Origin of the sequence: Crocosphaera chwakensis CCY0110, assembly GCF_000169335.1 — a bacterium.
Lineage (GTDB): Bacteria > Cyanobacteriota > Cyanobacteriia > Cyanobacteriales > Microcystaceae > Crocosphaera > Crocosphaera chwakensis.
In genome coordinates this window covers 24,296-39,648 of record NZ_AAXW01000008.1, presented here as the reverse complement: position 1 = coordinate 39,648, position 15,353 = coordinate 24,296, and the positions used below count along the sequence as shown (strand labels likewise).

Here is a 15,353-nt window from a genome sequence, read left to right as displayed (position 1 = left end):
GGATTGATTGAGTTTGAATATAGGATATTAGGTATCAATATATGTTTAAAGTTAGCCAAGATACTTTATGATTACCAGCTAGTAGACCCTAAAATTGCTCAATTATAAATTTGTTTACTTTAATTTAATTTTAATTATCAGGATATGCGCATCCTTATTTACTCGTATAATTATCATCCCGAACCCATTGGCATTGCTCCTTTAATGACAGAGTTAGCTGAAGGGTTAGTTAAAAAGGGACATACAGTGCGAGTGGTGACAGCCATGCCTTGGTATCCTAATAATGAAATTTCTCCAGAGTATCGAGGTAAATTATATTCAACCGAAAATATTAATGGAGTTAGAATTCAACGAAATTTCGTGTGGATTTCTCGTCAGAGAAATTTTAAAAATCGGGCTTTATTCGAGATTAGTTTTGTTATTTTAAGTTTTTTTCAGGTTTTAAATGGTTCTCGTCCTGATGTTATCTTTCTAACCATTCCTGGTTTACCGGTTTGTGTTCCGGCAGCCATTCTCAGTTGGTTGTACCGAACACCCATTGTGTTAAATTTACAAGACATTTTACCGGATGCTGCGGTTCATGTAGGATTAATTCGCAATCCAAAAATGATTCGATTGTTTACATGGTTAGAAAATTTTGCTTATAAAGCAGCTACCAAAATCAGTGTTATTAGTGATGGATTTACAGAAAATCTGTTAGAAAAAAAAGTTCCTAAAGAAAAAATTATAGAAATTCCTAATTGGGTAGATGTCAACTTTATCAAACCCCTAATTCAAGAAAAAAACTACTTTCGCCAAGAAAATAACTTAGAAGGCAAATTTGTCGTTCTTTATTCAGGTAATATTGCCCTAACTCAGCCTTTAGAGATTTTAATTGATGCAGCCGTTAAGCTCAACCATATTGACGATATAGCTTTTGTCATTGTTGGGAAAGAAGAAGCTTTAGAAAGATTACAAAGATATTGTGAGCGGAAAAAAGCCACTAATGTTATTTTGAAGCCCTTTCAACCTAGACATAAGTTACCTGAAATGTTAGCAGCAGCTAATATTGGTATGGTGATGCAAAAACATAACGTCATTTCTTTTAATATGCCTTCTAAAATCCAAGTATTATTGGCCAGTGGCAAGGCGATTATTGCTTCCGTTCCTGCTAATGGAACTGCAGCAAGGGCTATTGAAAAAAGTGGCGGGGGTTTAGTGGTTCCCCCAGAAGATGCTGAAGGATTAGCTTCAGCAATAGAACATTTATACTTAAATCCTCAAATAGTTAAATCCTTAGGAGAGCAAGGTCGAGAGTATGCTAAAAAGGTGTATAATTTTGAACCTATTTTAGAGAAATACGAAGAATTATTATTGTCAATGAAAAAGCCAACTAAAAAATTTAATAAGAATAAGTTATGGTAAAGTGGTTTGTTTTGAAAAACAATCAAACACTGGTACTTTTAGCTTTATTACTGACAAGATTTAAACCTTTTTGCACAAAGTGAGATAAACATACCAATGATTATTTAATTCTATTTAACAGAGAACGAGTGAGAAATTAAGGTCAACCCCACCCGTTAAAATAAACGCTATCAGTCATCATCTTTAATGATTATCTTGAGTTGCTTTTTCTACACTTTTCTTAGGAAACTGACGACGACGACTATACCAAGTCCCTCCCCCGACCAAAATTCCTGTCAAGGCTAAGGATAATAATAAAGGCATAATATCCCCTTGAGAAAGAGATTGAAAACCAGCACCCATCATTACAAAGGGTAAAATACCGGGTAAAGTGCCGATTGTAGTTCCTACAAAATAATCCCGAAATCGAATAGAAGTAAGTCCGGCAGCAAAGTTGACAATACCATAGGGAATAATAGGCATTAAACGAATAGCTATCATGTAAAATAAGCCACCATGATACATTTCGCCGTCAATGGCTTCCCATTTTCCTGCTAGTTTACGACTCATATAGTCTCGGCCAATGGTGCGAGTAAATAGAAAAGCCATAACCGCAGCTAACAAAGCAGCAAGGGTAGTCCAAAGGGTTCCCCACCAAATACCAAATAGGACACCCCCCGTTAAGTTAAGAGGGGTAGAAGGTAGGATAAATAGGGTGGCAATGGTATAGAGAATCATATAAAGAATTGGGGCCCAAATGCCCATTTCTCCTAACCAAACTTGTAGTTTTTCGGGGTCTAGTTCCCTTAAAAGGACAATACCAATAATGGTTACGGCAACACAAAAGACGAGTAAGAGAATGATTCCTGATTTTTGTTTGGACACTGGACTCAGTTTCCTAGCGATACTTGTAAGTCCCTAGGGTATCATAAGATGTTTAAATTGGCTTAACTAAGTCTTCAAGGAGAATTTTACTACCAATTAAAATTAGGGTTAAACCACCAATTACTTCAATTTTTTGGTTAAACACACCACCAAACTTATGTCCGATAAACACGCCGATAAATGATAAGGAAAAGGTAATTAAACCGATGAGAGTACAAGGTAATAAAATAGAGGTTTTTAATAAGGATAATCCTAATCCGGCTGCTAAAGCATCAATACTGGTGGCAACAGCTAAGGCAAATAAGGTATAAGTATCTAAGGGATTAAATTTATCATCATCATCCATATCCTTATAAGCTTCATAAATCATTTTACTACCAATACCGAATAGTAAAATAAAGGCAATCCAATGATCGATATTGCTCATAAATGCTCTAAAAGACAAACCTGTTAACCAACCAATCAAGGGCATGATAGCTTGAAAGAGACCGAAAAATAAAGCTATTTTTAAGGCTTTATTGAGTTTGATTCGCTGAATCATAAAACCACTACTCAAAGAGACAGCAAAAGCATCAGCAGCTAACCCTAATCCTAAAAAAGTTATATTAACTAATTCCATTCTTTAATCATTGAAAGCTTACAAACTTCTCTACTATAACTTATCTTAGTTATTCAAGCTGTCATATTCATTTCATCTTTTAATCATATAGTTTTCATCTTTATTAAAGACTATTTAGGTTTCATTGTTGTACCATTCAACTAATTTATAACTTTTTAAAATAGACTTTTACTAATTAATTAAAATAAGTCTCGACGCATTCTAGTCAATACCTGCTTCAAAATCAAGAGATCACTGGCACAAATTTTGTAAATTTCCTCTGGGTCTATATTAAAGTAATCATGGGCTAAAATATTTCTAATTCCCTTGACATCTGACCAAGGAATTTCAGGATAACGATTATTTAAAACATCTCCCATCATTCTATCAATTCTTCTAATATTTTCGCTGATTGTAATTAGCATCATACTAATACTATCTAATCGGTCAAGACCTTCATCATTAACGATAAAGTCATCTGGTTTTTGTATAATTGTAAACCTACGCTCAATTCTACGAATTGCTTCTTCTATTTCTAGAAGTAGTTCAAATAATAAAGATCGATACGAGGCGCACCAAAAGTATAAATCCCTGAAATTTTCTCGCCTAAACCTTTTTTGGCTAGATAATTAGCAGCAATAATATCGAAAATTATAAATTCATATGATGATTGTTTAAAAATTAGATATTAGTTGTAACGTTATGATAAGTAATATATTTTTTTCTGGTTCTTTTCCCAATAACATCAGGACTTACATTATAATATTTAGCTGCTTGAGAGATATTAAAACTTAATATCTCTTCGTTTTCTAATTTATATTTAGTCATTGGTTTAATCGGTGAAATTTCAAGGACTTTGATAACTTCTTGAGCAATAGCTTTTGCTAATAAGGGAGGAACGGAGTTACCAATTTGTCGAAACCCGTGCCATTTTGTGACATGAAATCGAAACCAGTCAGGGTATGAATGGAGTCTTGCAGCTTCTCTTACTGTAATACATCTAGGGGTAAAAGGATGAATGGGACGAGGAGACGTATGGGCCCCACGATTACTGGGAGTTCCTGCTCTTAAAGTATTACAAAAACCGTCAGGATGCAACTTTAAAAACCGGCTGATGGGTTCAATTTTTCCTTGAGGAGTATTATTAAATCTGTCTATAGATTTTTGTGTGTGTTTGGTTCTTAAACTAGCAGTTAATAATTGTTTATTATATATTCTTGAATAAGAATAATCATCAATTACATTAGATAAATCTCTAAGATTTTTTACATAACCACTTGGTTTTCCATAGTCAGCTATTACCCAATCTCGATAATTTAATTCAGGATAGTGATTGACTTCTGGTAAGTCTTGAATAGCATCTTTAACATTTGGAGTTGTAGGAAGAAATAAATTATCCTGTTGATTATATTGAGTAACAAAATTAGGATAATTCGGTAGAATCAACCCTTGTTTTGCTCCTAGTAAAAAAAGTCTTTCTCTCAGTTGAGGAACCCCATAATTAGCAGCGTTTAAATTTTGATAATCTGTTTTGACTTGATAGTTATTTTTAGCAAATTCATTAAAAATTTCTTCTAAAAAAATTTTATGTTTACCAATGGTCATTCCTGGAACATTTTCTATGATGAAATATTTTGGTTGTAACTCTATAACTAAACGGATAAAATGCTTAACCAAAGAATTACGACCATCTTCTAAACTCCGTTTTCCCATTAAAGAAAAACCTTGACATGGAGGACCACCAAATACAACATCAATAGGCTTATTTTTAATCTTTGATAACTCTCTAATTTGGTTAGCAGTTATCTTTGTCACTGAAGTACAAATCGTTGTCCAAAAAGGAAAATTATAATGATGAATACTGCAATGAATAGGATCAATTTCTACTGATGCTAAAACATCAAAACCAGCTTGTTCAAATCCCAGCGTCATACCTCCAACGCCGGCAAATAAATCAACAGCAATGGGACGTTTTTGATTCATATTTTTCTTAGTAAGTTTAACTTAGATTTCAAGAATAACTGGTGTATGATCGCTTGGTCTTTCTTGTTTTCTGGGTTCTATATCTATTGTACAATTAACTGCTTTTTCGTACAATTTATTGGTAAGATAAAGATGATCAATACGCCAGCCCCGATTCCGTTGAAGTCCCCCTGATCGATAATCCCACCAACTAAAATGCCCCCCTTCTGTGGTAAATTTTCTAAAAGCATCTTTTAGACCAATTTTTAATATTTTTTCTAAGGCTTCTCTTTCTAAAGGAGAGGACATAATATGATTTTCTTTACCCTTAGAATTATAAATATCTTTATCTTCTAAAGCAATATTAAAATCTCCACAAATACATAATTCATAAGACTCTTTTTTAATTAAATTATCTAAATAAGCTTTTAAAACTTTAAACCATTGTAACTTATATTCATATTTTTCACTGCCTACAGATGCACCATTAGGAACGTATAAGTTAATAATACGAATGCCATCAATAACCCCTGAAATAACCCGTTTTTGTTCATCAAACTGTTGAGCTATTTCTTCCCCAACCATAGGGGTAAATCCTGTGATCACATCTGTCATCGGTTGACGGCTAAAAATAGCAACGCCATTATAAGCTTTTTGTCCATAAATATAAACATGATAACCCAATTCTTCAAAAGGTTCTCTCGGAAAATCTTGATCGATTACTTTTGTTTCTTGTAAACAGAGAACATCGATTGAATTATTAGTTAACCAGTCAACAACATGAGGTTTTCTAGTCCGAATTGAGTTAACATTCCAAGTAGCAATTTTCATCTTTTGTGAATAATTATGAACTATTAATATTAATCAAAATAGTAAAATTGAGAACAGCTACCAGTGGATAGCTTAATTTATAATTTTTCACTGATAACTGTTCACTAAATAACTGAATTTAACCTGCATTCGCTAACACAGAATTACCGGTTAAAAGTTCGATAGCAGCCTCATATTGTAAATCATCTTTTGTGCCAATTTGTTGATAGGAAATCGGATCTTGAGCAACTACTTTATCTGGTTGAATTCCTAATTTATGAATATCGCTATGACTGGGCGTTTCATACTTAGCCACTGTAATAGCTAAACCGGCACCATCTGGTAACTCAAATAAGGATTGAATTAACCCCTTACCAAAAGTTTTTTCTCCGACTAATGTTGCTCGTCCATTATCTTTTAAAGCACCAGCTAGAATTTCACTCGCACTAGCGGTTCCTTGATTCACTAATAATACTAAAGGATCGTCAGTCAATGCAGTTCCTGATGCGGTAAAACTATCCTGCACCCCTTGACGATTAACAGTATAAACAATGGTTCCTTGATCCATCCATAAACGAGCTACTTGTATCCCTGCTTGTAAGAGTCCTCCTGGATTATTTCTGAGGTCTAAAATATAACCTTGCGCTCCTTCTTTTTCTAAGTTATTGATAGCTTCTGCCATTTCTTGGGCCGCATTAGCACTGAACTGATTCAACCGAATATAACCGATGGGAAGGTTGGGAATTGGTTGATTTAAACTAGCAGTAACTGGACTTAAAGAAATGCGATCGCGAACAATTTTGATATCGCGCACGTCTGATTCTTTTTGGTAGGGTAAAATAGTCAAAGAAACCGTAGTTCCCCTCGGTCCGCGCATTTTTGTGGCTGCTTCATCGAGGGTTAAAGTGGTGGTATCGACATCATCAATTTTTAAGATGCGATCGCGGGCGTTGATCCCGATTGCTTCTGCGGGAGATCCTTCTATAGGGGCAACGACTTCTAAGTTACCCGTTTCAGGATTAATGTTAATTTGTAAGCCTACACCTGACAATTCTCCTGCGGTGCTAACTTGCAAATTATGATATTGTTCTGGTCTTAATAAACGGGTAAACGGTTCATCAAGACTAGCTAGCATTTCCTCGATGGTATCGTAGGTTTCTTGGCGATCATCTAAAGGACGTTTTAATAAATCTTGTCTTAATAACCACCAATTTTGATGATTAAAGGTATCATCTAAATAAGATTGATTAACCAGTCGCCACGACTGCAAAAGCAGCTTTTGATTTTCTGTAAAAGCACTAGCATTGGGAGTCCAAGCAAAAAAGTTGAACAAAAGGGAAAAAATAACGAGAAGAGTTACCCAAAATGCACGTTTTCTCATGAGACAAACTAAAATGTGAATGGTGTTGATTGCTTTAAGCAATTAATAAGTCTATTTCTATTGTGCCGAAATTGTAGCAAATTGACAGGTGTATTGGGAATGGTTCCCTCTGTAAGGGCTTAATATTATTCAGCACCTACATTAATTTTATTTTTTATGGCTGCCATCACTTAATAACCATACTGCCATTTTACCTTGACTAGGAATATCAATTTCTCCCATTTTAAAAAATTGATAAAATTCCTGTAAAGGTTCATATAAATTTTGACTAATTAGAATAGAATTAGGTTTACCTTCTACAGAATTCACAATCATGAGAAAACGAGCTACTTTAGCTGTATTACCAATTAAATTATAAATAAATTTTTGTTTACCTAATAATCCTCCGATAACTTCTCCTGAGTAAATTCCAATGCGAATCTCGAATTTGAGATGTTTTTCTTGACTAAAAGCTCGTACAATTCTTAACATTTCTAATCCCAATTCTATCACTGCTTTATCCCGATCTAATCGTGGTACAAATAACCCACTAGCAGCTAAATAAGAAGTTCCCACGGTACTAATTTTTTCTACATCATGGCGTTGCGCTGCATCATCAAAAGCACTAATAATATCATTTAAAAGTCCAACGGCTTCCTCTGCACTCATTAAATCACATTGTTCATCAAAGCCCACAATATTTGCTGATAATACAGTTACATGGGGAAATTTATCGGCAATTTTTTCTTCTCCTTGTTTCAATCGTTTTACAATAGGTGCTGGTAATGTTTTTAAAAGTAGTGCATCATTTTTTCTAATCTGTTCTTCTAGGGCTTCTTTTTCTTCATCAATGGTTCTAGCCATCTTATTAAATGCTCCAGCAAGTTGACAAAATTCATCATCGGAAGGGACAGTTACAACAACATTACTTTGTCCTGATGTAATTTTTTTTGTACCTGAAATTAATCGATAAATTGGCATCACTAAACGACGGGAAAGAAAGAGCGATAAAATTGTGACAATTGGAACTAAAATAGCACTGGTGACTAATACTCTTTTACCAAAAATTTGTATGGGTTCAAATGCTTCACTAACATAAATTTTTGATAAAATCACCCAGTCCAAATTATCCGATAATTTTAAAGGAGCGTAAGCAACTAAAGAAGAAACACCACGATAATCATCTAAAATTCCTAATCCTTCTTCTCCTTTCAGGGCTTTTTCAATAGAATTAGTTTTAACTTCTTGTAATAAAATAGGACTGTTATTTTCTTTTATTCTCTGAATAATTCTATCAGATATATTTTGTTTTTTTAGTTCTTTAAAATACGTATCAGGATTTTCTACTAAGAAACGAGACTGAGAACGCATTAAATAATCTGAACCCACTAAAATAGTTTCTCCTGTTTTTCCTAATCCGTCTTTTTTCCATTGAAAATTACCTGTCATGATACGATTAATTTCATTGACAGGTAACTGAAGTAATAGGATGCCTACTAAATTTGACTGTTGAAAAATAGGACTACCAATAAAAGCGACAGGTTGACCATAACTAGGACGAAAAGAGGTAAAATCTATAACTTCAAATGCCCCCCTTTCTCGATTATTTTGTAAGGTTTCAAATAGATTAGCTGCCCCACTATAGGCATAAGGACCATCTTTAAAGCTAGTGGCAAAGCCAGTATCTTTATGTACACTATAAACAATATTTCCTGTTTCACTATCAACCAAAAATAAATTTCTATAATCAAATCTAGTGGTTATTGATCGAAAGAACTTATGAAAATTTTGATGTATTTCACTGTATTTGCTCCCATCTTGAGCCATGTCTAAACGACTTTTATTGTCAACATCATAAGGATTTTTTACTAAATAGTGATATTGGAGATACCGAGCAATATTTTCTTTGGGAAAGTAACTTAAAACCGTTGGATTTCCATCCACATTCATTTGTAAACGAGGAATAAACTCTTTTTCATAAAATCGCCAAAGCTCAGAGATCATATTGCTAGAAACTTCCTCATTTTCTAATTGATTAAAACTATCAGTAAAAGATACTGTCGCTTCAATCACAGTGGGATCTTCTGCTAAAGTGATAGCATGATTTTGAACATAATTAAAGTATGATTGAACTTGTCTAGCTCTAGAGTTTCTTAATTCCGTAATTTGATAATATATGTTTTCTAAAATAGCTTCTTTGCCACTGGTGTAACCAACATAACTTATGACTAAAATAGATGCAATACTAACAGCAAGTAACATTAACATCAGTTTTGACTGAATACTTAATCGACTAAAAAATTTCATTTAGTTTTTTGTTTAATGAGTCTCTCTACTTTTTAGATTAACTTAGACATCTCTTATCAGCCTTAAAACTTTGGTGAAACTTTATTTTTATTTATTATTTGTCGACGACAATCACTATTAAATATTCTTAAAATAATATAGAATTAAAAGCAAAATTAGATTTTTTTTGGTATAATAAACCAACTTAAACTAAAAACTTAGCATAGGAAAGTCAAACAAAAAGTGTCAATTAATTTTCAAGAAATTATTGCTAAACTCAACGAATTTTGGAGCGCACCGCAAAGCGAATCTCTTCGAGATCGCGGTTGTTTAATTGTTCAGCCTTACGATACGGAAAAAGGGGCAGGGACCATGAGTCCCCATACTTTTCTTCGGGCGATCGGGCCTGAACCCTGGGCTGTTGCCTATGTCGAACCCTGTCGTCGTCCCACTGATGGCCGTTATGGTGAAAATCCTAACCGATTTCAGCATTATTTTCAATATCAAGTATTAATAAAACCGTCTCCCGATAATATTCAAGAAATTTATTTAGACTCGTTACGAGCATTAGGCATTAAACCAGAAGATCATGATATTCGTTTTGTAGAAGATAACTGGGAATCTCCTACTTTGGGAGCTTGGGGTGTCGGTTGGGAAGTCTGGTTAGATGGCATGGAAATTACCCAATTTACTTACTTTCAGCAATGTGGTGGTATTGATTGTCGTCCTGTTTCTATTGAGATTACCTATGGTTTAGAACGATTAGCAATGTATCTACAAGAAGTAGAAGCTATTACTAAAATTCAGTGGAATGATCAGATTAATTATGGTGATATTTTCTTACAAAGTGAAGTAGAACAATGTACTTATAATTTTGAAGCATCCGATGCAGATTTATTGTTTAAATTGTTTGCTTTATATGAACAAGAAGCGAAACAATTAATTGCTCGTGGTTTAGTTTTTCCTAGCTTAGATTATGTTTTAAAATGCTCTCATTCTTTCAATTTGTTAGATGCGAGGGGAGTGATTGCCGTCGCAGAAAGAACTCGTTATATTGGTCGTATTCGTAATTTAGCGAGGGAAGTGGCTAACTTATATTTACAACAACGAGAAAGGTTAAATTTCCCTTTACAAAAATCATAATTGAGGCGAATTAATCAAACTCTGGAGAGCAGATGTCTGCAACAGGAAACTCCCAACTTGGGAGTATTTCAGGTACAGTCAAAATACCTCCATCATGAAGAATTATTATCTCTTTTTTATCTTACCTGATGACCCTGTGGATAAGATTCATCAATCTGCTTTAGCTGCGGCCTTAACCGATAGTTTAGAAGTTACAGGGAAAGTTGCAGATAATGCACTCGCAATCGCCTATGACCGCATTTGCGCTACGGTAAATGGCAAAATTGTCGTAAAAGCTCCTGACTGGGCTTATCTATTACACTATTTTAGCTGTCTCAGTCCACTAAAGTAATTCCTCACTCCGAACTCTTAACTAAACGTGACCGTAAATGACGTAAAGTGGTTATAAATGATACCTGAGCATAGGTATAGCAGCATACAAAATCTAGGTCTAATTGCATTATGACAATTCGTACCGTTACTACAACCCCCTTTGATGACCAAAAACCTGGAACCTCTGGACTCCGAAAAGGGGTTCCTACCTTCCAAAAGCCGAATTATTTAGAAAACTTTATTCAATCGATCTTCGATAGTCTCGATGGTTGCGAAGGCCAAACCCTGGTAGTAGGAGGGGATGGACGTTATTATAATCGTCAAGCCATTCAAATTATCCTAAAAATGGCTGCAGCTAACAATATCGGGCGCATTTTAGTGGGTTGTGGTGGTATTTTTTCCACGCCAGCAGCATCCGCCGTTATTCGCAAATATAACGCTTTTGGAGGCATTATTTTATCCGCTAGTCATAACCCTGGGGGTCCGAATGGAGACTTCGGGGTAAAATATAACGTCAGTAATGGTGGACCTGCACCGGAAAAAGTTACCAATGCTATTTACAATCGCACCAAAACCATCAGTGAGTATAAAATTTTAGACGCGGCCGATATCAACTTAGATCGCCCCGGTTCCTTTAAACTAGGGACAATGGACGTAGAAGTGATCGACTCTGTAACCCCTTATGTGGAGTTGATGCAAGAATTATTCGACTTCAATAAAATTAAGTCAATGGTGAGTTCTGATAACTTCAGAATGTGTATGGACTCCCTTCACGCGGTGACTGGACCCTATGCGAAAGCGTTATTTGAGAAGCATTTAGGGGCCAAAGAAGGAACGGTACAAAATGGGACACCTTTAGAAGACTTTGGGGGAGGCCATCCTGATCCTAACTTAGTTTATGCCCATGATCTTGTAGAAATCATGTTTGGAGACAATGCGCCGGACTTTGGAGCAGCATCCGATGGAGACGGCGATCGCAATATGATCTTAGGTAAAAACTTTTTTGTCACCCCTAGCGATAGTTTAGCCGTGTTAACCGCTAATGCTACCCTAGTCCCAGGGTATAAGGATGGTATTGCAGGAGTTGCGCGATCCATGCCAACCAGTGCGGCCGCTGATCGAGTTGCTGCTAAACTGGGTATAGACTGTTATGAAACCCCCACCGGTTGGAAATTCTTTGGCAACTTATTAGATGCAGGAAAAGCCACCCTTTGCGGTGAAGAAAGTTTTGGCACCGGATCGAATCATATTCGAGAAAAAGACGGACTTTGGGCGGTACTTTTCTGGTTGAATATTCTAGCGGTAAAAGGGGAGTCTGTCGAAAAAATTGTCAAAGATCATTGGCAAGAATATGGCCGTAACTACTATTCCCGTCATGACTACGAAGAAGTCGAGTCAGGCCCGGCTAACGAGTTAATGAACCGTCTGCGATCGCTGGTAGGGGACATGAAAGGCAAAACCTATGGTAACTATGAAGTTGCCTATGCCGATGATTTTGCTTATACTGATCCTGTAGATGGGAGTGTTAGCGAAAAGCAGGGTATTCGGATCGGCTTTACTGATGGTTCTCGTATTATTTTCCGCCTCTCAGGAACAGGAACAAAAGGAGCAACCTTACGGGTATATTTAGAAAGTTATGAACCTGATGCCAGTAAGCATGATGTAGACACCCAAAAAGCCTTATCTTCTCTAATTGAATTAGCAGAAGAAATTGCTCACATTAAGCAATTTACAGGACGGGATAAACCTACTGTGATCACTTAATTTTTAAACATGATCTCTGTTAGGGCCTTTACTCTGCTTAGTGTCCCCGACAGAGATTTTTTTTGATATGATAATGATGATAGAGCGATATCCTAATTCAAGTTTAAGGGCTAGTTACAACCAAGAGACACTACAGTTACTCGATATCAAGAATCCTATAAAGAAGATTTAGATAAATACATAAGTCAATCATTCCTGATAAAAAAAATTTAGCCTTACTGATATTTTATCAAAAAGTCGCTATGATAAACAGTAGCAAGATTCATGAAATCTTAGCAACTTTCTTTATAGTTTACTCAAGACCACCCTTTTGCAATTTTAAGTTGATACTATTATGATTGACTCATCTGTCAATACAATTGAAGAATTTGATCTCTCCCGTGAAGAGAGAGTCATCGAAATTCAAAACCTCATTGAAACCCTACGCATTGCTGATGAAATCGCTGATAAGGGTTACTTAATCACTAGCTCAGAATTAGCGGATTTAATGGATATAAATGCCAGTGCTGTCACCAGTCGGGGTGATCATTGGTCTTGGCGTAACTGGGTTGTTTCACGGGTTCGCCGAGAAGGAAATCAAATTCTTTGGCAACTCGAAAAAATTGATTAAGTCTGAAATTCAGTCTTACTCTAATCGAGTCATCAGATGGGAATATAGCTGAGGGTTAAACCTTAACCTTACTAATATTCCCATCTTTCTTTTTAGTCTTAATTATATCTATTAGCCTACATAGTTCTATCTTTCTCAACAAAAGCAATATTGAACAGGGGGTAGAGCGTAGGGTTTAGGGTGTCAATTGGATGAGAATTCAAACTCCAACCAATTGAATAATTGAATATACCGTACAGACGGTAGGGTTTTAAACTCAAAAGCTCCTGGGGTGGGATGTTAAAACAGGCAAAAATTGACCACACCCCATACCCCATAACCAGGAGCGAAGCGACGATAAACGAGTTTCATTGAACTCAGGTTCAAAACTGACTGCCATTGTGACACAACTTTTGTTATAAATAACAGAATAGCAACTACTTATAAAGACTTAGGTATAACCTAGTATGACTTCTTCCTATTTTCAAAACGCACCTATTCGCATTTTTAATTCTAATTTTATTCCGACTCTCGTTTCTGTGGGTCTTCATGGTCTGGCATTATTTCTACTGGTTCCTTATGTTACCAATTTACCCACCTCTGAATCAGAAGGAACTGACCAAGGACCGATCAATGTTCCCCTCATTGAATTAAACCCTAGTGAACAAAGTCGTTTACCTGAGGATAATTCAAGTTTATCGAGTATGCCAGAATTCCCTAATTCTACTTTAGGGGATCTGCCTATGTTAGATTCTCCTTCTTTAGAGTCTTCTTTACCTAATAATTTCGATAATTTACCAACTCCCCCTGCTTTGCCCCCTCTACCTCCCCTAAATTCCTACAACGATTATAGTAGAATCCCCGTAGAACTACCACCACGACGATCTTTTCCTAGCAACCCTCCATCGATCAATCGCACTCCCTTACCACCTCCTTCTCTACAAACCCCAACCCCAAAAACCCCTCCCATACCTGACACAAAAACCCCTGAAATGGTCGATCCTCGTCAAAATATTGACTTTGGCGACCCCACCCCTGCTAGACCCAATAATCCACTATTTCAAGGCGATCGCCCCAACAATCAAAATCCCCTAGGAAATAACCCCTCTCGTAATCCTCAAATATCTCGTAATCCCAATAACAACCCAATCCGACGGGATGAAATTGTGAGAAATCTCCTCGAAGATACTTTAGAAGGAGCGGATAATTTAACCTATAATCCTCAAGGGACAAAACGCGAAGATGCCAGAGACAGGGATCTTGAATGGATGCAGCAAACGGGAGTCACGTTGAAACCCAGTCAAATGATGACGATTAAAGCAACCTATCCTAAAGCTGCTTGTAACCTAAAATTAGAGGGAAGTGCGATTTATAACGTTTTAGTTAATAACAATGGACAACTGAGAAAACCCCCTTTTATGACTCGTAGTTCAGGCTACGGCCTTTTGAATAATCAGGGATTACAAACAGTCAGATCCCGTAGTTTTCCTCAATCAACACGGGTAAAAGTTCTTTTTGAATACGATCCAAACATCTGCGGAACTGGTGTTGCTGAGGGGGAAAGAAACAATCAACCCCAAGCGTCTCCTTCTGCTACACCCAACACGCCGGCTCAACCGAATCCAACGCCTCAAACGCCCCAAAATCAGGCTCCCTCTGCTCCCCCAGAGCCGAAAACTCCTACGCCTGCTCCTGAAAATTCCACTAATTCTACCCCTAAAACTCCAATAGAGCCGAAACCTCCGATTCAACCGAATCCAACGCCTCAAACGCCCCAAAATCAGGCTCCCTCTGCTCCCCCAGAGCCGAAAACTCCTACGCCTGCTCCTGAAAATTCCACTAATTCTACCCCTAAAACTCCAATAGAGCCGAAACCTCCGACTCAAACGCCCCAAAATCAAGCCCCATCTGCTCCCCCAGAGCCGAAAACTCCTACGCCTGCTCCTGAAAATTCCACTAATTCTATCCCTAAAACTCCAATAGAGCCGAAACCTCCGACTCAAACCCCCCAAAATCAAAGCCCACCTGCTCCCCCAAAGCCAAAAACTCCTACCCAAAGCCCGAAAACATCAACTGAACCGAGCAAAAGTCCTAATTCTTCTTCAGATACTAAAGTAGAAATAGACGGGCCAGCAGCCCCACGGGCTGGTAAAAAGTAGAGTTAGGCAACTTATACCAATTCTCAAAAGTCATTAAACACTTAAATCGTCGTCTGAGTGTCCAGTCTCTAGACGACGTTTCCTTACAACCTGAGTTTTGAG

13 protein-coding genes are annotated in these 15,353 nt (G+C 36.7%); 6 read left to right on the top strand and 7 right to left on the bottom strand.

Translation table 11 applies throughout. From position 1 onward, the window contains the following. The first annotated feature begins 144 nt into the window (after positions 1-144). Positions 145-1,404 (top strand): glycosyltransferase family 4 protein, encoded by a 1,260-nt coding sequence (locus tag CY0110_RS07000; protein ID WP_008274667.1) that lies wholly within the window; start codon positions 145-147, stop codon positions 1,402-1,404. A 183-nt stretch (positions 1,405-1,587) separates the two neighbouring features. Here the strand turns inward: CY0110_RS07000 and CY0110_RS06995 are convergent, their stop codons facing one another. From CY0110_RS06995 to CY0110_RS28470, 7 genes are all read right to left on the bottom strand, one after another. Next, on the bottom strand, positions 1,588-2,268 hold the full coding sequence (locus CY0110_RS06995) for a TVP38/TMEM64 family protein (protein ID WP_008274666.1): 681 nt from the start codon (positions 2,266-2,268) through the stop codon (positions 1,588-1,590). Between the two features lie 52 nt (positions 2,269-2,320). After that, a complete protein-coding gene (locus tag CY0110_RS06990; protein ID WP_008274665.1) occupies positions 2,321-2,887 on the bottom strand; it encodes a manganese efflux pump MntP in 567 nt (188 codons plus the stop codon). Between the two features lie 179 nt (positions 2,888-3,066). Next, the gene (locus CY0110_RS27900; protein WP_269719929.1) at positions 3,067-3,387 is read right to left on the bottom strand and encodes a HepT-like ribonuclease domain-containing protein; all 321 of its coding nucleotides are present in this window, start codon (positions 3,385-3,387) and stop codon (positions 3,067-3,069) included. 160 nt (positions 3,388-3,547) lie between these two features. Next, a complete protein-coding gene (locus tag CY0110_RS06980) occupies positions 3,548-4,849 on the bottom strand; it encodes a DNA cytosine methyltransferase (RefSeq protein WP_008274663.1) in 1,302 nt (433 codons plus the stop codon). A gap of 21 nt (positions 4,850-4,870) precedes the next feature. After that, on the bottom strand, positions 4,871-5,659 hold the full coding sequence (xth, locus tag CY0110_RS06975) for an exodeoxyribonuclease III (RefSeq protein WP_008274662.1): 789 nt from the start codon (positions 5,657-5,659) through the stop codon (positions 4,871-4,873). 118 nt (positions 5,660-5,777) lie between these two features. Continuing rightward, entirely contained in the window at positions 5,778-7,019 is a 1,242-nt protein-coding gene (ctpA, locus tag CY0110_RS06970) for a carboxyl-terminal processing protease CtpA (RefSeq protein WP_008274661.1), read from the bottom strand. Positions 7,020-7,166: 147 nt separating this feature from the next. After that, positions 7,167-9,305 (bottom strand): adenylate/guanylate cyclase domain-containing protein, encoded by a 2,139-nt coding sequence (locus CY0110_RS28470; RefSeq protein ID WP_008274660.1) that lies wholly within the window; start codon positions 9,303-9,305, stop codon positions 7,167-7,169. A gap of 222 nt (positions 9,306-9,527) precedes the next feature. Between CY0110_RS28470 and glyQ the strand changes: the two genes are divergently transcribed. From glyQ to CY0110_RS06940, 5 genes are all read left to right on the top strand, one after another. Further along, a complete protein-coding gene (gene glyQ / locus CY0110_RS06960; RefSeq protein WP_008274659.1) occupies positions 9,528-10,427 on the top strand; it encodes a glycine--tRNA ligase subunit alpha in 900 nt (299 codons plus the stop codon). 94 nt (positions 10,428-10,521) lie between these two features. Next, positions 10,522-10,758 carry a hypothetical protein gene (locus tag CY0110_RS06955; RefSeq protein ID WP_008274658.1) on the top strand — a complete coding sequence of 79 codons (237 nt, stop codon included), beginning with the start codon at positions 10,522-10,524 and terminating at the stop codon, positions 10,756-10,758. A gap of 110 nt (positions 10,759-10,868) precedes the next feature. Continuing rightward, entirely contained in the window at positions 10,869-12,503 is a 1,635-nt protein-coding gene (locus CY0110_RS06950) for an alpha-D-glucose phosphate-specific phosphoglucomutase (protein ID WP_008274657.1), read from the top strand. Between the two features lie 334 nt (positions 12,504-12,837). Then, complete coding sequence (locus tag CY0110_RS06945; protein ID WP_008274656.1) at positions 12,838-13,113, top strand: hypothetical protein; 276 nt, start codon at positions 12,838-12,840, stop codon at positions 13,111-13,113. A gap of 446 nt (positions 13,114-13,559) precedes the next feature. Further along, positions 13,560-15,251 carry an energy transducer TonB gene (locus tag CY0110_RS06940; protein WP_008274655.1) on the top strand — a complete coding sequence of 564 codons (1,692 nt, stop codon included), beginning with the start codon at positions 13,560-13,562 and terminating at the stop codon, positions 15,249-15,251. The last annotated feature ends 102 nt before the right edge of the window (positions 15,252-15,353 follow it).